Here is a 19,160-nt window from a genome sequence, read left to right as displayed (position 1 = left end):
AGAGTAATTCACCGTCCGGGCGTGTGTCGGGCGATGCGCTGGTGGCCTCCGTGACACCGCCGCGTCACCTGATCCGGTCGGTCAGCCCCTTGCCGTTGTCGTTACCCTCCTGGGCATGACGAAGTGGGAGTACGCGACGGTTCCGCTCCTTATCCACGCCACCAAGCAAATCCTCGACCAGTGGGGCGAGGACGGCTGGGAGCTGGTCACGGTGCTGCCGAACCCGAGCGGGGAGCAGCACGTCGCGTACCTCAAGAGGCCCAAGTCGTGAGCTGGTCCGAGCGGCTCGCCGAGCTGGGCATCGCACTGCCCGGCGTGGCCGCGCCCGTCGCGGCCTACGTGCCCGCGGTACGCAGCGGCGCCCAGGTCTACACGTCAGGTCAGCTGCCCTTCGTGGACGGGCAGCTCGCCGCGACCGGCAAGGTCGGCGGCGAGGTCAGCCCCGAGGAGGCGAAGCGGCACGCGCGCACCTGCGTGCTCAACGCGCTCGCGGCGGTGGACGCACTGGTCGGCATCGACGCCGTGACCCGGGTGGTCAAGGTGGTCGGGTTCGTGGCTTCCGCGGAGGGCTTCACCGGCCAGCCCGCGGTCGTCAACGGCGCGTCGGAACTGCTCGGCGAGATCTTCGGGGAATCGGGCGCGCACGCGCGTTCGGCAGTGGGGGTGGCCGAGCTTCCGTTGGGAGCTCCGGTCGAAGTCGAACTGATTGTCGAGGTGAGCTGATGGATCCGGACATCGAAGCGGCGTGTCACGAGCTTCTGCTGCGCCTGGCCGGCCGCATGCCGGACCAGTTGCTGTGGCGCTACCGCGACTGGCTGGGCGAAGGCGCGATGACGACGCTGGCCCGGACGCTGCCCCGTACTTTGCTAAAGCACAATATTGACCTTGACCAACCGGAGTATCGCCTGCTGGTCGCCGGGCTCGTTCCGCACGGCGCCGACTGGCATCAGGTGAGTTCGACCCTCGGGGTAGACGAGGTCACCGAGAACCGGTACACATTCTCCGGGGGAGCACCCGATTGGGTGAACTCCGTAGACTCAGTGTCCGCGTTGGTACACGCAACGTTGCGAGGCCGGCCGGATGTGGGTGAGGTGCGGCAGAGCTGGCGGCACGGCGACGGGTCCCCGAAGCGCGTGCTGCTGATCACCGCGACGGCCGGCCTGCCGAGGCTGACCGGCGAACTGCAGCGGGTACTGCGCGTGCTGGGCGACGAGGAGCCCAGCGTCGAAGTCATGCCCCAGCGGTTCGACCTGCCCGCGTACCACCGCGCCGCGCTGGCCAGCTCCGAGCTGATCTGTACCGGCGCCGTGGACACCGGGCACCGCCTCGCAGCTGCGTAAACGGCTCGCCCCGACCGAGCCGCTGGAGGGAGAATCGTGGAGGTCCACAGCGACGCGGCAGGAATGGGAACCGACGGGTTCGCGGTCCCGCTGCGCTTGCACAATCTGCTGCTCGCACTGGCCGGAAGGCTGGACGACAGCGCGCTGTCCGAGGCCAGGGAGCTGACCGCTCGTGCCCGGCTGGACGAAGCCGCCGAGCTGACCACCGGCGCGTTGATCGCGGGCAAGCTGCCGGTCCGCGAGTCCGAGCAGCACGAACTCGGGCTCGTACTGGAGCTGAGCCGCTCCGACGCGACGCTCGCCGACCACCTCACGGTCAACGACGCCGAGGCCGACAACGGTGTCCTGCACCACTTCACCGGCGAGAACCAGCCCGAGCAGGGCATCGCCGACGCGCTCGACCGGACCCTCCAGGTGCTGCCGGACCTGCGCTCGGTGCACGCGGTGTGGCGCAACACCCCGGCGGGTAGCGTGCCCGGTCCGTTGCCGCAGCGCGTGGTGCTGGTCGAGATCGGACCGGAGGGCAACCCGCCCGCCGCGGCCTACCGGGTCGACGCCGCGCTGCGCCGCGCCGGTATCCGCGCCGTGGTCGAGGTGACCGGTCCCGGCGCCGATCAGCAGCGTTACCACGAGCAGGCGCTGTCCTCGGCCACCGCCGCGTGGCTGGCCGGCACGTCCGCTCCCTCGTCCGAGCCCAAGCGTGCCGCGAGTGCCAAGCCCGCCGCCGCCATGAGCGGCAGCGGACGGCACGTCGCGACCGGCTCCGCCAAACGCGAGGAGCCGGCGCCCGCGCCGGCACCGGAGCCCGAGCCGGAGCCCGAGCCGGAGCCCGAGCCGGAGCCGGAACCCGTCGCCGAGGCGCCCGAGCCGAAGAGCGGTCCCGGCCACATGTTCGGCCCGCGCGCGGAGGTTCCCGCCGAGTCTCGTGCCGAGAACACGATGGACCTGACCTCGGCCGAGGTCGCACAGTTGCGCGCGGCGCTGGCCGAGGAGCCGGAGAAGGGCAAGGCGATCGCCTCGGCGACCATCGGCCCCGGCGAGGTCATCGAGATCCCGGAACTCGACCTCGACGACCCGCAGCTGTCCGACCGTGACCGGCAGCTGCTGCGTGAGCTGCACGCGGAGCTGGCCGAACGCGAGCGCGCGGAGGCGGCGAAGGTCCGGATGAACGGCTCCGGCAACAGTGGCGAGGACAACCCCCGCTGGGTTGACGGTTTCTCTGGCGCCTAGTGGGCGGCTAAGTTCGGACGCGTGTCTGAGCTCAGTTTCCGCCTGCCGGGCGGGATGACGTTCTCCGAAGCCCCGCTGGAGAACCCACCCGTGCCCCGCGACGCCGCCACCGTGATCCTGCTCCGCGATACCGATGAAGGCATGGAGGTCTTCCTCCAGCGCCGGGTCGCGGCGATGGCGTTCGCCGCCGGAATGACCGTGTTCCCCGGCGGTGGGGTCGACAAGCGGGACGCCGACGCGTCGGTGAGCTGGGCGGGACCGCCCGCCGCGGACTGGGCGGACTGGTTCGGCGGCACCGAACCGGTCGGCCGTGCGCTGGTGTGCGCCGCGGTGCGGGAAACGTTCGAGGAATCGGGCGTGCTCCTCGCGGGCACGGCGGAGGCCGTCGTCGCCGACGCCGCGCGCTACGCGCACGCACGGGAGCAGCTGGTGTCCCGGGAGCTGTCCCTGGCCGCCTTCCTCGCGGAGAACGCGCTCACCCTGCGTGCCGACCTGCTCCGCCCGTGGGCCCATTGGATCACTCCGCCGCAGGAGAAACGTCGTTACGACACCCGCTTCTTCGTCGCGGTCCTGCCCGAGGGGCAGCACGCCGACGGCGCGACCACGGAGGCGGAGTCCTCGGGCTGGCAGCGACCCCAGGACGCCCTCGCGGACGCCGAGGCCGGCCGGTCCATGCTGATGCCGCCCACCTGGCACACGTTGACCGAACTGGCCGAGCTCAGCTCCACGGCCGAGGCGCTGGCCGCCGAACGCAAGGTGCGGGCCATCGTGCCGACACTGGTCCGCGAAGGCGACAAGATCCGAGTGATTCTGGGGGACGACGAATGACCCACCCGGACTACGGCAGGCTGCGCGAGGTGTCGCCGCTGGCCTCCGTGCTGCTCGAGAACAACCCCGGCAAGATGACGCTGGAGGGGACGAACACCTGGGTGCTGCGTGCGCCTGGCTCGGCCGAATGCGTGATCGTCGACCCCGGCTATCACGACATGGACCACCTGCCCAAGCTGACCGAACTCGGGCAGATCGCGCTCATCGTGCTGACACACCACCACCCCGACCACTCCGAGGGTGCGCCGTGGCTCGCCGAGCAGGCCGGTGTGCCGGTACGCGCCTTCGACCAGGCACTGTGCCAGGACGCGAAGTCCTTTGTGGACGGAGAGACGATTTCGGTGGCCGGCCTGGACATCGAGGTCGTGCACACGCCCGGCCACACCGAGGACTCGGTGTGCCTACGGGTCGAGGACCACGTGCTGACCGGCGACACGATCCTCGGCCGCGGCACCACGGTGCTTTCCGACCTCGGCTCCTACCTTGGTTCGTTGCGGCGCCTGCTGGACCTGCCCGGCGTGCTGCGGGCGCTGCCCGGCCACGGCCCCGAGATGCCGGATCTGCGAACGGCCGCCCAGGAGTACCTCGATCACCGCGAGCAACGGCTGGACCAGGTGCGTTCCGCGCTGTCCATCCTGGGTGAGGACGCCACCCCGCGGCAGATCGTCGAGCACGTCTACGCCGACGTCGACCAGTCCCTGTGGGAGCCCGCCGAGCATTCGGTGCGGGCTCAGCTGGACTATCTGCGGGCTAGCCGGTCGTAGTCACGCCGGTCGTCTCAGCGAGCTCGGCGGTCACCTCGACCAGCCTGCGCAACGCGGGATTTCCGGCCTGCGGCAGCCAGACGAGCTCGGTCCGCGCGGCCTCGCCGGCCAGCGGCACGAACACCACGCCGGGGACCCGCGCGGACTCCGGCAGCCGCGACACGCCGGTGCCCGCCGAGACCAGGCCGAGCAGGTCCCGCACGTTCGGCGCCCGCTGGACCACGTTCGGCTCGAACCCCGCGTCCCGGAAGTCGTCCTCGTACTTCTGGTGCCACGGCGGCCAAGCGGGACGTTCGACGAGCACCCACTGCTCCTCCGCGAGATCGCTCAGCCGCAGCTCGTCGCGGCCTGCCAGCGGATGCCCGCACGGCAGCACCGCGCACATCCGCTCGGTGACCAGCGTGCGGCTGGCCAGCCCCTCCACCAGCGGTGGGTGGGTGACCCCGGCGTCGTAGCGCCCGGCCCGGAGCCCGGTCACGAGCTGGGAGATGCCGACGTCCTCGACGGCGAGGTCGACATCGGGACAGCGTGCGCGAAACGCCCGCAGGACCGGCGGGAGCAGCTGCTTCGCCGCCGGCAGGAACGCCAGGCTGAGCCTGCCGACCTCACCGCGCGCGGCCCGCTGCACCGTGTGCACCGCCTGCTCCGCGCGTTCGATGACCGTGCGCGCCTCCGGCAGGAACAACCCGCCGACCTCGGTGAGCCGGGTGCCGCGGGTGTCGCGGTCGAACAGGCGGACCCCGAGCGTGCGCTCGAGGACGTTGATCTGCTGGGACAGCGACTGCTGCGCGATGCCCAGCCGTCCTGCCGCGTTGGTGAAGCTGAGCTCTTCCGCGACCATCACGAAATACCGGAGTTGCCGCAGCTCGGGAGTCCTCACAGGAACCGACTGTATCGGCCGGGGGCGGTCGGTGTCGGACTGTTGTTTCCACCAGGCACAAAACTGGGTCGACGGGACTGGCAAAACGTGTCCGGCCGATCACAGACTGCTGTATGTCGGCACCGGCTCCGGTTCCGGTGCGGCCATCGTGCTGCGCAGCGCCCAGACGACGGCCGAGATCACCAGCGCCGCCGCGCCCGCGGTCAGGAACGACGCGTACGGCCCGTGGTGCTCGACGAGGTAGCCGCTGATCGACTGGCCGACCGCGATGCCGAGGGTGACCGCGGTCAGCACCCAGCCGAACGCCTCGGCCGCCGTGCCCTTCGGCGCGACGAGCTCGATCGCCGTCGAATGCGTCGCCGACTGGGGCGTGACCATCGCGCCGGCGACGACCATCGCGATCGCGAGCCCCCACAACGTCGACGGCCAGGCGAGCACCGCGACCATCAGCCCGAACGCGGCCAGCAGCACCGGCAGCCGCGACCCCATCCGCCTCGGCCAGGGCCGCAGGCTGTAGGCGACACCGAACGCGACCGAGCCGACGGAGAAGACCGACAACAGCACGCCGCCGAGCGCCGGGTTGCCCGCCTTCGTCGCCGCGGCGGGCGCCGCGACCTCGACGAACCCGATCACGATGCCGAATCCCAGCGCGGCGAGGGCGAGCGTGCGCATGCCGGCGCCGGCGAGCGCCCCGAGCAACGAACGCGCCTGCCCGCGCGGCGCGGGGCCCCAGGCGCGGACGGCAGGACTGAGGGCGAACATCGACGCGCCGACGATCATGCACACCCCGCCGACGATCATGCCGGTGCCCGCCCATGGCGCGGCGACCAGCACACCGGCCAGACCGGGACCGAGGATGAAGAAGACCTCCATGCTGATCGCCTCGTAGGCGAACGCGGCGTTCTTCACCCGCTCGTCGGCGATCAGCCTGCCCCACAGCGCCCGCGAGGCCGAACCGACCATCGGCTCGGTGATACCGATGCTCCAGCCGAGCAGCACCAGGACCGGGGTCGCCGCGTGCGCCTCGATGGACAGCGACAACGACACGAGCGCGACCGCGAACATCGCCGCGGTGGTCAGCAGCGGGCGCGTCGGCCCGAACCGGTCGATCAGCCGCCCCTGCACCACGGAGCCCATCGCGACGCCGACCAGCGAGCTGGCCGACACCAGCCCGGCGATGGCGAACGAGCCGGTTTCGCGCTGTACGTAGAGCATGGCCGCCAGCCCGGTCATCGCGATCGGCAGGCGCCCGAGCAGGGATGCGATGAGCGGACGGCGCGAGCCCGGGGTGGACAGCGCGGCACGGTAGTCGGCGAGGGACGTGGACTGGGACACGCGTACCAGTATGGCGACTTTGGTACGCAGGTACCACTTATTTTCCGGCGAGCTCCATCACCGACGGCGAGGCCGGTTGTGCCCGTTCGGGGCATGCAGGTCTCGATCAGGTAACGGCGACAGGTTTTCTCTCGGAATCACGCAACGAACCGGCCACGGCGGCGTCCTTTGGGATGAACGGTCTTGAACTTCGGGGTGCAAGCCGTGGCATGGTTGACATAACGAAAAACTCCCTCCGGGCATTGGGTCGGGGCCTAACCGGAGGGCGGGGAGCGCGGTCCGTCGGGGGATGGCCCGCGCAAAGCGAAGGGCCGGTGCGCCACGTCGGGGGTGGCGCCCGGCCCTTCGTTCATCGTGAATCCTGCTTGCTCGCTGCGCTCGCTTCGCCGGGTTCACTTCGGCATCGCATCGGGGGTCGAACCCCCGAACCCCCGCCAGGGGGCTCGCCCCCTGGACCCCCCGCGACATCCGTGCGGGGGCAACCAGGGTGCCGCGCCGGTCGGGCTGCTGGCCTTCGGCCTCGCAGCCTTTGTCCGTAGCGCGAAGGGGCTCGCCTGCGGTGATCAGCGGGCGCGGCGGGCCAGGCGTTCTGGGTCCAGGATCAGGACGCTCTTGCCTTCCAGGCGGAGCCAGCCGCGGTGGGCGAAGTCGGCGAGGGCCTTGTTCACGGTCTCGCGGCTCGCGCCGACATACTGGGCGATCTCTTCCTGGGTCAGGTCGTGCGTGACCCGCAGGATGCCGGCCTCCTGGCTGCCGAAGCGCTGGGCCAGCTGCAGCAGGGCCCGCGCCACACGGCCGGGAACGTCGGTGAAGATCAGCTCGGCGACCATGTTGTTCGTCCGGCGCAGCCTGCGGGCGATCACCCGCAGCAACTGCTCGGCGATCTCCGGGCGCGTCGAGATCCACTTCCGCAGCGACGGCCGGTCCATGCTCACCGCGCGCACCTCGGTCACCGTGGTCGCGCTCGACGTGCGCGGGCCGGGGTCGAAGATCGACAACTCACCGAACATGTCCGACGGACCCGCGATCCACAGCAGGTTCTCGCGCCCGTCCGGGGACTTGCGCCCGATCTTGACCTTGCCGGACAAGATGATGTACAGCTTGTCGCCGGGCTCGCCCTCGGTGAAAATCACGTGACCCCGTGGGAACTCCACGGTCTCCAAGGTCTGTGCGAGCGCCTCGGCCGCGGCCGGTTCCACACCCTGGAAGATGCCCGCCCGGGCCAGGGTCTCGTCCACCTCGTGCCTCCTCATTGCTGGCGACACCGCACCCGATCCAGGAGCGTGTCGCCGATCACTTGCGTGCAGTCTAGGCCGTTCGGGCGAGATCGCTGCACGGGCTCGCCGCCGGGCGCGCCTCAACGCCCACGCGGGTGAGTACGGTCTCGTCCGATCAGCCAGCTTAATGGGCGTGTCGAACGAGTCCGTTGAGGGTGTGGGTGGGGCCGGGAACCGGCACTAGTCGCGCACCCGGCGCGGGCGCAGCTTCGCCGCCCTGCCACCGAGCCTGCGCAGCCGGAACAGCTCCAGCGCGCGGCCGATTCCGTGCCCGTAGAGCGCCCTGACCTCGTTGGGCCGGGCCTGCTCCAGGAACTCCTCGACCTCTTCCTCCTGCACCGCCACATGCTTCAGGCGGCTTTCGACGCGCTCCATGCCGAGCGCGAAGAACATCATGACCAGGGGCACCGCGACTACGAACCAGACCGTCATTGACTTCAGATCCTCGCTTAGTCTTGCTCGGTTCTTGCGCCAAGCTGGGCTGCGGCGTGTCGGCCACCGGGAACGCCCCGACGGGCCTTCCGTAGGCTATCGGGGTGCCACCCGCCGTTCGTTACGCCCCCCGAAAGGGCGACGAGAGCCGGCTTGCTCTGGTAAGACGCGCCCGCCGCATGGTGCGTTGCCTCGCGGAGGCTTATCCGGGCGCGCATTGCGAGCTGGACTTCACCGATCCCCTCGAGCTGCTGGTCGCCGTCGTGCTGTCCGCGCAGACCACCGACGTGCGGGTCAACGAGGTCACCCCGGCCCTGTTCGCGCGCTACAAAACCGCCGCCGACTACGCCGGAGCCGACCGCACCGAACTCGAGGAACTCCTGCGCCCGACCGGTTTCTACCGGGCCAAGGCCAACTCGGTACTCGGACTGGGCGCGGCGCTCGTCGAGCGCTTCGACGGCGAGGTGCCGGGCAAGCTCGAGGACCTCGTGACGCTGCCGGGTGTCGGCCGCAAGACCGCGAACGTCGTGCTCGGCAACGCATTCGACGTACCAGGGATCACAGTGGACACCCACTTCGGACGGCTCGTGCGCCGCTGGAACTGGACCAGGGAGGAAGACCCGGTCAAGGTCGAGCACGCGGTCGGTGAGCTGATCCCGCGCAAGGAGTGGACGATGCTGTCCCACCGCGTGATCTTCCACGGCCGCCGTGTCTGTCACGCCCGCAAACCCGCGTGCGGGGCCTGCCCGCTGGCCAGGGACTGCCCGTCCTTCGGCGCGGGCCCGACCGAGTTCGACGAGGCCGCCAAACTGGTCAAGGGACCCGAACGCGATCACCTGCTGGCAATGGTGCGGGACCAGTGACCACCGCGACGAAATGGGCGCTCGCCGTCGGCGTGCTGGTACTCGGGGTGATCATCGCGGTCCTGCCCCGCGACAACGGCGCGCCGCAGCAGACGGCGACGCCCGACCTGTCCGCCGCCCGTGCCGCGGCGGCGCTCCCGCCCTGCCCCGCCGGCACCGGTGAGGTCGCCCAGCTCAGCGGGGTGAACACCCAGTGCCTCGGCGACGGCACCACCCTCGACCTCGGCCGCGCGCTCGCGGGCAAGACGACGCTGGTCAACTTCTGGGCCACCTGGTGCGAACCGTGCAAGACCGAACTGCCGGCGCTCGCCTCCTACGCCGCCCAGCCCGGTGCCGCGAACGTGCTGGCCGTGCAGGTCGCCAGCTCCGCCTCCGACGGGCTGGCGCTGCTCACCCGGCTGGGTGTGCATCTGCCGGCCGTGTTCGACGGCGAGGGCGCCACCGGCCCGGTCCGTGCCGCGCTCAAGGTGCCTTCGGCGCTGCCGGCGTCCTACCTGGTCACCCCGGATGGAAAGGTTCGTTTCATCGAGAACCCACGCGTGTTCGACAATCCTGATCACGTGCGTGCGGTGGTGGGCCGGTGACCGGGCCTCTCGTCCAACCGGACTCCGTGCCGGAATGGCTGCGCCCGCTGGTCGAGACCAGCGGGAAGGTCGACACGGCCACGTTCACCCGCTTCACCCCACCGGAGGGCACCTACACCCGTCCCGCCGCGGTGCTCATCCTCTTCGGGGAGGGCGCGAGCGGGCCGGACGTGCTGCTGCTGCGCCGCGCCGACACACTCGGCTCGCACGCGGGCCAGGTCGCCTTCCCCGGCGGCGGTGCCGAGGAGGTCGACGAGGGTCCGGTGAGCACCGCGCTGCGCGAGGCCGAGGAAGAGACCGGCGTCGACCCGGCCGGGGTGCGGCCCGTCGCCGTGCTGCCCGAACTGTGGGTGCCGGTCTCGCGGTTCGCGGTGACCCCGGTGCTGGCGCACTGGCACGAACCGTCTCCCGTGCACGCCGTGGACCCCGGCGAGACCGCGGCGGTGGCGCGCGTCGCGATGAGCGATCTCGCCGATCCGGCGAACCGGTTCTCCATCACGCGGCAGGGCACCGGCTACCGTGGCCCCGCCTTCACCGTGGACGGCCTGTTCGTCTGGGGTTTCACGGCCGGCCTGCTGTCCGTCCTGCTCTCCCTCGGCGGGTGGGAACGCGAGTGGGATCGCGGCGACGTCCGCGACCTTGACGTAGCGTTGCGCGATCACGAATGGGAGACACGATGAACTGGGTCGACGTCCTGGTGATTGTGCTGGCGCTGCTCGCCGCGATCTCGGGTGCCCGGCAGGGCGTCGTGATCGCCCTGCCCGCGCTCGTCGGGGTCATCGGGGGTGCCATCGGCGGCATCCGGCTCGCGCCGCTGGTGGTGGGGCTGTTCACCAATCCGGCGATGAAGGTCGCCTTCGCGGTGGCGACCGTGGTGTTCCTGGTCGCGCTCGGCGAGACGCTCGGCGTGTGGGTGGGGCGCAAGTTCAAGTACGCGGTCAAGCGCCGGTTCAACACCGACAAGCTGACCGGCATCGACCAGACGCTCGGCGCGATCGTGCAGGGCCTCGTCGTGTTCGTGGTCGCATGGCTGATCGCGGTGCCGCTGACCGGCGTCGCCGCGCTGCCCGGTCTCGCCCGCGCGATCAACAACTCGGCGGTGCTCGGCGCGGTGGACAGGGCGATGCCCGCCGCCGCCGAAGGACTGCCCGCCGACCTGCGCAAACTGCTCGACGCCTCGGGCTTCCCGACGATCGTCGACCCGTTCCAGAAGACCCAGATCAACGAGACCGCCCCGCCGGACACGAGCCTGCAGAACAGCGCGGTGGTGCAGCAGCTGCACGGCAGCGTGCTCAAGATCAGGGGCACGGCGTCGTCGTGCTCGCGGGCGCTGGAGGGCAGCGGTTTCGTCGTCGCACCGCAGCGGGTGATGACGAACGCGCACGTCGTGGCAGGCACCGACGAGACCGCGGTCGAGACGTCGCAGGGCAGGCTGCCCGCGCGGGTCGTCTACTTCGACCCGGAGGTCGACATCGCGGTGCTGGCCGTGCCGAGGCTGCAGGCGCCCCCGCTGGACATCGCGACCACGCCGGGCCGGGCGGGCGACAGTGCGATCGTGCTCGGCTATCCGCTGGACGGCCCGTACACCGCGACCGCGGCCCGCATCCGCAACGAGATCACCTTGCAGGGACCGGACATCTACGACTCGCGCACCGTGCGCCGGGACGTGTTCACGGTGCGGGCGCAGGTCCGCAGCGGCAACTCGGGCGGCCCGCTGGTGAACCCGGAGGGCCAGGTCGTCGGGGTCGTCTTCGGCGCGTCGGTGGAGGACCAGGACACCGGCTTCACGCTCACGCAGAAGCAGGTCCAGTCGGTCCTCGACGCCGCGCCCGCGCTCAGCGCCCGGGTGAGCACCGGGTCCTGCGCGGCTTAGTGACCGAGGAAGTCCAGCAGCGTCTTCGACGTGTGCCGCGGGTCCTCGAGATGCGGGTAGTGCCCCACCTCGGGCAGCACCTCGAACCGTGAGCGCGGACCCCGCCACGGCGCGGAATCGCGGGCGGTCCTTGGCAGGACGCACGAGTCGGCCGCGCCGTGTATCTGCAGTACCGGGGCGGCGACGCGAGTGCCGACGGCGCTGGTGAACCGGCGGCCCTCGCCGCGGAACTGGGCGCGGAAGGCCCACCGGTAGTACTCCAGCGCGCTGTGCGCCACCCCCGGCACGAGCATCGCGTGCCGGAACGTGCGTGCCGTCTCGTCGAAGTCCGCCGAGGCCGTCCACCGTGGACCCGACCACTGGCGCATCAGCTTCTCCAGCGCCGCCGCCTCGTCCGCGACGAGCGTGCGCTCGGGCCGCATCGGCACCTGGAACCGGAACAGGTGCGCCAGCGCCCGCGCCTGGTTCTGCCTGCGGCGGAACACGCCGCGGCGGACGGCCTCGCGCAGCGCGAGCGGATGGGCGCCGCCGAGCACGGTCACCGATTCGACCCACCGCGGATGCATCGACGCCACCGTCCACGCGAGCATCCCGCCCCACGCGTGCCCGACCAGATGCGCCCGCCGTTCGCCGAGGGCGCGGACGAGCCCGGCGACGTCACCGGCGAGGGTCCAGGCGTCGTAGCCGCGGGGCGGCTTGTCGGAGTCGCCGTAGCCACGCAGGTCGGCGGCCACCGCGCGATACCCGGCCTCGGCCAGCGCGCCGAGCTGGTGTCGCCACGCCCACCAGAACTCGCCGAAACCGTGCAGGAGCAGCACCAGCGGCCCGCTGCCGGCCTCGGCGATGTGCAGGCGGATCCCGTTGGCCGACACGTCACGGTGCGTCCACGGTCCGTCGATCCGGACGGTGGACGGGTCGGGGGGTCGCACGGAACTGCCCCTGGGGGTCAGCTGTGCTCGGCCACGGCCTCACGCCGGGGCTTGAGCGCCGCGGCGGTGTCCTTCATGCTCGTGATCGTCCGTTCCGGCGCCTTGATCTTCTTGACCTTGCGGTAGCCGAGCAGGCCGAACAGCGCGGTGATCAAGAACATCAGGCCGAACACGATGAGGAACGCGGCCCAGCGCTTGAGCCATTCGGACAGCAGCTCGCCGAGGAAGAAAAAGAAGAAGAACGAGCTGTAGAGCCCGACCACGGCCGCGACGATGAAGAAGATGCTGCCGGTCAGTGCCTTCTTGACCTCACCGGTGACCTCCGACTTCGCCAGCTCGACCTCGGCCCTGACCAGCGTCGAGACGTGCTGGGTCGCTTCGCTCACCAGCGCACCGATCGACTGCCCGTCAGACCCGTTCGATGCCGCGTCGTCGCTCGACAGGGGGATGTAGGGCACGGCCCCGAGGCCGTCTGGGCCGTTGCGTTCGTGCTCCTGGCTGCTCACGGGGGCCATCGTGCCATGTGTCGCTCCTCGCGGCGCGATCAGTCCTCCTCCGACGCGCCGTGCACTTTGTTGCGCCGCAGGAGCACGACCGCCGCGAGCAACGACGCGATCGCCGACGCGAGCAGCACCGCGGCCTTCGCCCGGTCACTGGCCGCACCGGGCAGCGCCAGTTCCGCGATCAGCAGGCTGACCGTGAACCCGACCCCGCCGAGCAGCGACAACGCGGCCAGATCGCGCCAGCCGGTACCCCGTGGCAGCTCCGCGAGGCGGAATCCGACGGCCAGCGCCGACGCGCCGAGAATGCCCACCGTCTTGCCGGCCACCAGGCCGATCAGCACGGCCAGCGGCAGCGCCGTGGTGAACACCTCGCTCAACGACCGCGCGTCGATCTCGACCCCGGCCGCGAACAACGCGAACACCGGCACCGCGACGGCCGCCGACCATGGCTGCAGCCGGTGTTCCAGCCGCAGTGCGGGCGCCTCGTCCTCGCCCGGATCCGGGCGCACCCTGGTCAGCAGCCCGAGCGCGACTCCGGCGATCGTCGCGTGCACCCCGGCCGAGTGCACCGCGACCCAGACGACGACGGCGAGCGGAACGTAGATCCACGGCGTGCGCACCCGGCGGTGCTGCAGCCACGCGTACAGCGCGAGCGCCACCACGGCGACGGCGGCGGCGATGAGGTTGAACCCGCTGGTGAACAGCACCGCGATGACGATGATCGCGCCGAGGTCGTCCACGACCGCCAGCGACAGCAGGAACACCCGCGCGCTGCTGGGCAGGTTCGAGCCGGTGAGCGCGAGCACCCCCAGCGCGAACGCGATGTCGGTGGCCACCGGGATCGCCCAGCCGCGGTCCATGCCCGGCTCGCCCCACGCGACGGCCAGCGCCACCACCGCGGGCACGACCATGCCGCCGACCGCGCCGACGATCGGCAGGATCGCCTGCTTGAGCCGGGACAGCTCGCCGATCACCAGCTCGCGTTTGAGTTCGAGCCCGGCGACGAAGAAGAACAACGCCAGCAGCGCGTCCTTGGCCCAGTCGCCGACGGAGAGGTTCAGGTGCAGGAAATGCGGACCGAGCTCGAAATCCCGCACCGTGCGGTAGACATCGCCGAGCGGGGAGTTCGCCCAGATGAGGGCGATCGCGGTGGCGCCGAGCAGAAGGAGGCCACCGGTGGTCTCGGTACGCAGGAAACGAGCGAACTCTTGCGCGGGGTTGCGCAGCTGGGCCACGTGATCTCCTGACGTCGGGACTGATCGAGTCTTGCCGACCAGACTTCCCGGCGCACCTGCGGCCATTCTACGGTGCCAGTGACAACTAACATGACGCACGTCCTACTATGTCAGACGCCAACGTTGTCTAGACCATAAGGACGTGTCGGCATTGGTCACCTCTACCGAGGTCAGAAGCGACAAAAGGTTCTTCGGGCACCCACTAGGGCTCGCGAACCTCTTCGGCGTCGAGATGTGGGAGCGCTTCTCCTTCTACGGCATGCAGGGGATCCTCGCGATCTACCTGTACTACTCGATCGCCGACGGCGGGCTCGCGATGCCGGAGGCAACAGCGCTCGGCATCGTGGGCGCGTACGGCAGCCTGGTGTACCTGTCGACAATCGTCGGCGCGTGGATCGCCGACCGGCTCGCAGGCTGCGAGCGCACGTTGTTCTACAGCGGCGTCCTGATCATGATCGGGCACATCGCGCTGGCCCTGCTGCCCGGCTACGCGGGCATCGTTGTCGGTCTGTTGTGCGTCGCGCTGGGCAGCGGCGGGCTCAAGGGCAACGCCACCGCGGTGGTCGGCACGCTCTACGACGAGCAGGACGAGCGCCGCGACGGCGGGTTCAGCCTCTTCTACATGGGCGTCAACCTCGGCGGGTTCCTCGGCCCGATCTTCACCGGCCTGCTGCAGGACCACGTCGGCTTCCACTACGGCTTCGGGCTCGCCGCCGCCGGGATGGCCGTCGGCCTGGTCCAGTACACGTTCGGCCGGCGCAACCTCGGTACGCAGGCGCGCGAGGTGCCCAATCCGCTACCCGCCTCGCAGCGTCCCGCGGTCGCGGGGGTGCTGGTGATCGTGGTCGCCGTCGTACTGGTGGCGGTGTTCACCGGTCTGGTGACCGCGGACAACCTCGCCGACGTCGCGACCTGGGTGGCCGGTGGCGCCGCGGTGATCTACTTCCTCGTCATCCTGACCAGCCGCAAGATCTCCAGGGTGGACCGCAGCCGGGTGCTGTCGTTCATCCCGATGTTCATCGCGAGCGCCGCGTTCTGGGCGCTCTACCAGCAGCAGTTCACGGTGCTGACGGCGTACTCCGACCAGCGGCTGGACCGGCACCTGTTCGGCTGGGAGATGCCCGTGTCGTGGGTGCAGTCGATCAACCCGGTGTTCATCATCGTGCTCGCCCCGGTGTTTGCGCTGATCTGGACCAAGCTGGCCGAGCGCCAGCCCTCGACCCCGATCAAGTTCGCGCTCGGCACGGGCGTGATGGGGATCGCGTACCTGCTGTTCCTGCCCTTCGTCGGCGGCGGACCCAACAGCGCGCCGCTGCTCGCGCTGGTCGGGATCCTGCTCGTGTTCACCGTCGCCGAGCTGTGCCTGTCGCCGGTGGGCCTGTCCCTGGCGACGAAGCTCGCGCCGGAGGCGTTCCGCAGCCAGATGGTGGCGTTGTTCTTCCTGTCGGTGTCGCTGGGCACAGCGCTGTCCGGTTCGCTCGCGCAGTACTACAGCGTCGAAAACGAGGGCCCCTACTTCGGTGTGCTCGGCGCCGTGGCGATCGTGATCGGCGTACTGCTGGCGCTGGCCAGCCCGTTCGTCCGGAAGCTGATGGCCGGCGTGCGCTAGCTGGTCGCCACGCCGAACAGGGCGCCGACCCAGTAAGTGATCAACATCGTCAGCACGCCGACGCCGACGTTGCGCAGCACCGCCCGGCGGGCCCGCGCGTTGCCGAGGCGGGCGCTGACGTAGCCGGTGATGAACAGGCCGATGACCACGCCGCCGCCGCACGCCCAGACGCGCCACGACACCGGCGGCAGCACGATCGCCAGCAGCGGGAGCAGGGCGCCGATCGAGAACGACACGAAGGACGCCCACGCGGCCTGCCAGGGGCTCGTCAGATCGTCCGGGTCGATGCCGAGTTCGGCGTCGGCATGTGCGGCCAGCGCGTCCTTCTCGGTCAGCTCCCGCGCGACCTTGGCGGCCAGCTCAGCCGACAGGCCCTTCTCCTGGTAGATCTCGGCGAGTTCGGCTTCCTCGGCCTCGGGCATCGTTTTCAGCTCGTACTTTTCCAGCTTGAGCATGGCTTTCTCGGTATCGCGCTGGGTGCTCACCGAGACGTATTCCCCGCCGGCCATGGAAAGGGCGCCGGCGACCAGTCCGGCTATTCCGGCCATGAGTACCGAAGTCCGGTCGGCGGTCGCGCCCGCGACGCCGACGACGATGCCCGCGACCGACACGATGCCGTCGTTCGCGCCAAGAACCCCAGCTCGCAGCCAGTTCAGCTTGCTGCCGAGGCTCTCGTGATGAGGCTCGTGGGAGTGTTGCGAAGTGGCGTCGCGAGTTTCCGTCACCCTTTTATTCAAACACACCATTCACGGCGCGCAAGAAAAGGCGGACCTCACTTAGATTCGGCTTGCCTAACCAATTCGAATAGTGCGATTCGAGCGAAAAAAAGACGCCGGGCCGGATGCCTGATCGAGGAGCATCCGGCCCGGCGAGCCGGGGTGTCAGCCGTCGAGCTCGGCGAGCGCCTGCTTCGCCTGCTCCAGCTCGGCCTCCAGCTGCGCGACCTTTGCCTTCTGCTGCTCACGCGCCTCGTTGATGACCTCGTCGATGGGGCTCGACAGGTCCTCGTGAAGCTCCTTCGCGGCGCGCGATACGGCAGCCGCGGCGACCGCCAATCCGCGGACCACCCAGTTGCTGCCGTGCTTCAGCTCGGCCTGCCATTCGCCGTCGGCCGTGCCGGTCACGGTGAGCGTCAACTCGACAGTACGCGTTTTGCGCGCGGCGGACGAGCCCTTCGGGCGACCCCGCTTGGGCTTCGAAGTCTCCTCGGTCTGCTCCGCCGGGGCGGTGTCCGTGGGCTCGGTGGCCGCCACCGCGGGGGCGGAGGTCTCCTCGCTGGTTACCTGCTCCTGCGGTGCGGTGGTGGTGTCCAAGCTCATTGCTGGTGCGGTCTCCCTTGTTGTGGGGTCCGGCTACGACGGCGGAATTCTAGAACACGTGTTCGACTTTGGGAACCCCGGGGGCTGGCACACTGTCGGGGTATCGCTCCGAAGGGTGGCAAGTCCGGTTTCCGTTACTCACGTGCACACGATCGGGTGTATCACGCCGATTTCACTGACTTGGGAAAATGCACTATTTCCGCTGGTCAGAAGCTTGAGTGTGAGCTACCTGATAGTTGATCACCTCATCGAGTGCCGATAAGAATGCGCCGCAAGACGCACTTGTGGCGCCGCGTGTCCTCGGGGAGACACGAGTCGGCGATTCGTGTCAACGACGCTCTGAGGATTGGTAGATGCACAAAACCGCGCTCTCGCGCGCCCGGAATATGGCCGCGATCACCGGGGTCGCAATTCTGGTTTCGCTCACCGGCGCCTGCTCGAGCAACGACGGCGCCCCCGCCGCCCCCGTCACTCCGGCGGCCATCAGCCAGGAAACCCTGACGCAGCTGCCCGAGGCCACCACGTTCGGCACCGTCACCGGCGCACCCGGCGACCCCCAGCCGGGCGCGGGCGCCACCGCGGGCAAGGTGCTGCACCCGAAGCAGGAACTGGTCGTCTACACGGCCGCGGGCGGGCAGCCGATCGCGAAACTGCCGACGATCCAGATGGGTTCGCCGACCTGGGTCCCGATCGTCGCCCAGCAGAACGACTGGGCTCAGATCCTGCTGCCGACCAGGCCGAACGCCTCGTCCGGCTGGGTACACCTGACCGACGGTGCCGCCGAGACCGCCGACAACGACTACGCCGTGCACGTCGACCGGGCCAGCTTCAAGCTCGAAATCCTGCAGGGCGGCAAGTCGATCGGGCAGTGGACGATCGGCACCGGCAAGGCCCAGCACCCCACTCCGGCGGGGCGGGCCTACATCATCGCCTCGATCGAGGAGACCAAGAACACCTACAGCCCGATCGTGCTGCCGCTGAGCTACCACTCCGACTCGCTGGAGACCTTCGGTGGCGGCCCCGGCACGGTCGGCCTGCACACCTGGCCGGACAACAGCTTCGTCGGCAAGGCGAACAGCGACGGTTGCATCCGGGTGACCAAGGACGCTTTGGACCAGCTCGTCAAATTACCGCTCGGCACGATCGTGAACATCACGTGATGGCCGGGCAGGCGCGGAAAAATCAGTTCCAGGAAAGGTGATCAGTTGTCCAGAAGAACCCTCGCCGGCGGTGTCGGCGTGCTGTCGGCCGTGCTCACGGCCGGCGTGCTGCTCGTCCCCTCGGCCGGTGCCACCACCGCCGGGGACGGCGTGAACTCGGCCTTCGCGATCTCGGGCAGCGGCCTGCTCGCGATCCCGCCGACCCCGTCGGTCAACGACAAGGAAGGCTTCGCGCAGCAGTCGCTCCTTACGCTGACCGTGCCCGGCGGGCTGGGCACCGTGAAGGCGCTCAACGCGCAGGCGGGCTCGGGCCAGGCGCAGGCCAGCGTCGCCAAGGCGACGATCATCCTCGGCCCCGGCGCCCCGCTGCTGACCGCTTCAGCGATCGAGGCGGAATGCAGCGGCAAGAACGCCTCCTCCTCGCTGGCCAAGGTGAAGATCGGCAACACCCCGCTGGACGTCTCGGTGCCGCCGAACACCGGCATCGCGGTGCCGGGTCTGCTGTCGGTCATGCTGAACAAGCAGGTCAAGCACAGCGACGGCTCGGTGACCGTCACCGCGATCTCGATCAACGTGGACGGCGTCCAGAAGCTCGACATCGCGTCCGCGACCTGCGCGCCCGGTGACGACAACGGTGGCGGCAGCCAGACCCCGACCACTTCGCCGGCCACGTCGACCTCGAACTCCGGCGGTGGCTCCGGCTCGGGTGACACGACCCTGCCGGGCGGCAAGGCTCCGACACCGACACCCGTGAAGGCGCACCTCGACGTCACCGGCTGACCCGGTCCCCCAAAGGAAGGCCCGCCATCACGCGTGTGATGGCGGGCCTTCCCTGGTTTGCTACTCCTCCGCTTTGCCGGACTTCAGCCCACTGGAGATGAGGTCCATGACGCTGGAGTCGGCGAGGGTGGTGACGTCGCCGATGGCGCGGTTTTCGGCGACGTCGCGTAGGAGGCGGCGCATGATTTTGCCGCTGCGGGTTTTGGGGAGTTCGGGCAC

The 19,160-nt window shown here is 70.0% G+C and carries 22 protein-coding genes; 13 read left to right on the top strand and 9 right to left on the bottom strand.

Annotated elements, in window-relative coordinates:
* Window positions 1-109 precede the first annotated feature (109 nt).
* The 6 genes from sp36 to HFP15_RS20585 are packed head-to-tail and all read left to right on the top strand — an operon-like array spanning window position 110 to window position 4,162.
* Window positions 110-271, top strand: coding sequence for a Sp36 family protein (gene sp36, locus HFP15_RS20610; protein WP_168518375.1), 162 nt, complete (start codon window positions 110-112; stop codon window positions 269-271).
* Window positions 268-723, top strand: coding sequence for a RidA family protein (locus HFP15_RS20605; RefSeq protein ID WP_168518094.1), 456 nt, complete (start codon window positions 268-270; stop codon window positions 721-723). The genes sp36 and HFP15_RS20605 overlap by 4 nt, the downstream gene beginning before the upstream one ends.
* A complete protein-coding gene (locus HFP15_RS20600; protein ID WP_168518091.1) occupies window positions 723-1,340 on the top strand; it encodes a hypothetical protein in 618 nt (205 codons plus the stop codon). Before HFP15_RS20605 ends, HFP15_RS20600 begins: the two co-directional genes overlap by 1 nt.
* Window positions 1,341-1,373: 33 nt before the next feature.
* On the top strand, window positions 1,374-2,570 hold the full coding sequence (locus tag HFP15_RS20595; protein WP_312871675.1) for a hypothetical protein: 1,197 nt from the start codon (window positions 1,374-1,376) through the stop codon (window positions 2,568-2,570).
* 54 nt (window positions 2,571-2,624) lie between these two features.
* The gene (locus tag HFP15_RS20590) at window positions 2,625-3,398 is read left to right on the top strand and encodes an NUDIX hydrolase (protein WP_168518370.1); all 774 of its coding nucleotides are present in this window, start codon (window positions 2,625-2,627) and stop codon (window positions 3,396-3,398) included.
* Entirely contained in the window at window positions 3,395-4,162 is a 768-nt protein-coding gene (locus HFP15_RS20585) for an MBL fold metallo-hydrolase (protein ID WP_168518089.1), read from the top strand. The genes HFP15_RS20590 and HFP15_RS20585 overlap by 4 nt, the downstream gene beginning before the upstream one ends.
* On the opposite strand, the gene HFP15_RS20580 is transcribed toward HFP15_RS20585, so the two are convergent.
* The 4 genes from HFP15_RS20580 to HFP15_RS20565 form a co-directional block, all read right to left on the bottom strand.
* Window positions 4,149-5,042, bottom strand: a complete 894-nt coding sequence (locus HFP15_RS20580) for a LysR family transcriptional regulator (RefSeq protein WP_168518087.1) — start codon at window positions 5,040-5,042, stop codon at window positions 4,149-4,151. The genes HFP15_RS20585 and HFP15_RS20580 overlap by 14 nt on opposite strands.
* Before the next feature lie 99 nt (window positions 5,043-5,141).
* Complete coding sequence (locus HFP15_RS20575; protein WP_376768881.1) at window positions 5,142-6,377, bottom strand: MFS transporter; 1,236 nt, start codon at window positions 6,375-6,377, stop codon at window positions 5,142-5,144.
* A 563-nt stretch (window positions 6,378-6,940) separates the two neighbouring features.
* Window positions 6,941-7,615 (bottom strand): Crp/Fnr family transcriptional regulator, encoded by a 675-nt coding sequence (locus HFP15_RS20570; protein ID WP_027942814.1) that lies wholly within the window; start codon window positions 7,613-7,615, stop codon window positions 6,941-6,943.
* A 219-nt stretch (window positions 7,616-7,834) separates the two neighbouring features.
* Complete coding sequence (locus HFP15_RS20565) at window positions 7,835-8,086, bottom strand: hypothetical protein (RefSeq protein WP_168518085.1); 252 nt, start codon at window positions 8,084-8,086, stop codon at window positions 7,835-7,837.
* 179 nt (window positions 8,087-8,265) lie between these two features.
* Between HFP15_RS20565 and nth the strand changes: the two genes are divergently transcribed.
* From nth to HFP15_RS20545, 4 genes are read left to right on the top strand one after another with little or no spacing between them, the layout of a single operon-like run.
* Entirely contained in the window at window positions 8,266-8,949 is a 684-nt protein-coding gene (nth, locus tag HFP15_RS20560; protein ID WP_168518083.1) for an endonuclease III, read from the top strand.
* Window positions 8,946-9,533 carry a TlpA family protein disulfide reductase gene (locus HFP15_RS20555; protein WP_168518081.1) on the top strand — a complete coding sequence of 196 codons (588 nt, stop codon included), beginning with the start codon at window positions 8,946-8,948 and terminating at the stop codon, window positions 9,531-9,533. The genes nth and HFP15_RS20555 overlap by 4 nt, the downstream gene beginning before the upstream one ends.
* Window positions 9,530-10,213, top strand: a complete 684-nt coding sequence (locus tag HFP15_RS20550; RefSeq protein ID WP_168518078.1) for an NUDIX hydrolase — start codon at window positions 9,530-9,532, stop codon at window positions 10,211-10,213. Before HFP15_RS20555 ends, HFP15_RS20550 begins: the two co-directional genes overlap by 4 nt.
* Window positions 10,210-11,406, top strand: coding sequence for a MarP family serine protease (locus HFP15_RS20545; protein WP_168518076.1), 1,197 nt, complete (start codon window positions 10,210-10,212; stop codon window positions 11,404-11,406). Before HFP15_RS20550 ends, HFP15_RS20545 begins: the two co-directional genes overlap by 4 nt.
* On the opposite strand, the gene HFP15_RS20540 is transcribed toward HFP15_RS20545, so the two are convergent.
* Genes HFP15_RS20540 through nhaA form a run of 3 tightly spaced genes read right to left on the bottom strand, consistent with a single transcriptional unit; the run spans window position 11,403 to window position 14,073 of the window.
* Complete coding sequence (locus HFP15_RS20540; protein ID WP_168518074.1) at window positions 11,403-12,335, bottom strand: alpha/beta fold hydrolase; 933 nt, start codon at window positions 12,333-12,335, stop codon at window positions 11,403-11,405. The genes HFP15_RS20545 and HFP15_RS20540 overlap by 4 nt on opposite strands.
* Window positions 12,336-12,352: 17 nt before the next feature.
* Window positions 12,353-12,850 (bottom strand): phage holin family protein, encoded by a 498-nt coding sequence (locus tag HFP15_RS20535; protein WP_210717626.1) that lies wholly within the window; start codon window positions 12,848-12,850, stop codon window positions 12,353-12,355.
* A 29-nt stretch (window positions 12,851-12,879) separates the two neighbouring features.
* Complete coding sequence (nhaA, locus tag HFP15_RS20530) at window positions 12,880-14,073, bottom strand: Na+/H+ antiporter NhaA (protein ID WP_312871666.1); 1,194 nt, start codon at window positions 14,071-14,073, stop codon at window positions 12,880-12,882.
* Window positions 14,074-14,224: 151 nt separating this feature from the next.
* Here nhaA and HFP15_RS20525 point away from each other — a divergent pair, with 151 nt between their 5' ends.
* A complete protein-coding gene (locus HFP15_RS20525) occupies window positions 14,225-15,682 on the top strand; it encodes a peptide MFS transporter (protein ID WP_168518366.1) in 1,458 nt (485 codons plus the stop codon).
* Here the strand turns inward: HFP15_RS20525 and HFP15_RS20520 are convergent.
* Both HFP15_RS20520 and HFP15_RS20515 read right to left on the bottom strand, forming a co-directional pair.
* Window positions 15,679-16,407, bottom strand: coding sequence for a VIT1/CCC1 transporter family protein (locus HFP15_RS20520; protein ID WP_168518068.1), 729 nt, complete (start codon window positions 16,405-16,407; stop codon window positions 15,679-15,681). The two genes, HFP15_RS20525 and HFP15_RS20520, sit on opposite strands and share 4 nt — an antisense overlap.
* Window positions 16,408-16,563: 156 nt before the next feature.
* Window positions 16,564-17,001 (bottom strand): DUF6319 family protein, encoded by a 438-nt coding sequence (locus HFP15_RS20515; RefSeq protein WP_168518066.1) that lies wholly within the window; start codon window positions 16,999-17,001, stop codon window positions 16,564-16,566.
* Window positions 17,002-17,354: 353 nt separating this feature from the next.
* On the opposite strand from HFP15_RS20515, the gene HFP15_RS20510 reads away from it, so the two are divergent.
* Window positions 17,355-18,161: a protein-sorting L,D-transpeptidase LdtCP gene (locus tag HFP15_RS20510; protein WP_246271885.1), complete on the top strand. Its 807-nt coding sequence runs from the start codon at window positions 17,355-17,357 to the stop codon at window positions 18,159-18,161.
* A 45-nt stretch (window positions 18,162-18,206) separates the two neighbouring features.
* Window positions 18,207-18,941, top strand: coding sequence for a choice-of-anchor P domain-containing protein (locus HFP15_RS20505; RefSeq protein WP_168518064.1), 735 nt, complete (start codon window positions 18,207-18,209; stop codon window positions 18,939-18,941).
* The last annotated feature ends 219 nt before the right edge of the window (window positions 18,942-19,160 follow it).

Source organism: Amycolatopsis acididurans, from assembly GCF_012328925.1.
Lineage (GTDB): Bacteria > Actinomycetota > Actinomycetes > Mycobacteriales > Pseudonocardiaceae > Amycolatopsis_E > Amycolatopsis_E acididurans.
Note: the sequence above shows the minus strand (reverse complement) of the source record. Positions and strands in the feature narration are given on the sequence as shown.

Bases quoted from the DNA above. Each gene is read 5' to 3' on its own strand.
- HFP15_RS20600 (WP_168518091.1), top strand. From the start codon at position 723: ATGGATCCGGACATCGAAGCGGCGTGTCACGAGCTTCTGCTGCGCCTG.
- HFP15_RS20590 (WP_168518370.1), top strand. From the start codon at position 2,625: ATGACGTTCTCCGAAGCCCCGCTGGAGAACCCACCCGTGCCCCGCGAC.
- HFP15_RS20585 (WP_168518089.1), top strand. From the start codon at position 3,395: ATGACCCACCCGGACTACGGCAGGCTGCGCGAGGTGTCGCCGCTGGCC.
- HFP15_RS20565 (WP_168518085.1), bottom strand. From the start codon at position 8,086: ATGACGGTCTGGTTCGTAGTCGCGGTGCCCCTGGTCATGATGTTCTTC.
- nth (WP_168518083.1), top strand. From the start codon at position 8,266: ATGGTGCGTTGCCTCGCGGAGGCTTATCCGGGCGCGCATTGCGAGCTG.
- HFP15_RS20545 (WP_168518076.1), top strand. From the start codon at position 10,210: ATGAACTGGGTCGACGTCCTGGTGATTGTGCTGGCGCTGCTCGCCGCG.
- HFP15_RS20535 (WP_210717626.1), bottom strand. From the start codon at position 12,850: ATGGCCCCCGTGAGCAGCCAGGAGCACGAACGCAACGGCCCAGACGGC.
- HFP15_RS20515 (WP_168518066.1), bottom strand. From the start codon at position 17,001: ATGAGCTTGGACACCACCACCGCACCGCAGGAGCAGGTAACCAGCGAG.
- HFP15_RS20510 (WP_246271885.1), top strand. From the start codon at position 17,355: ATGCACAAAACCGCGCTCTCGCGCGCCCGGAATATGGCCGCGATCACC.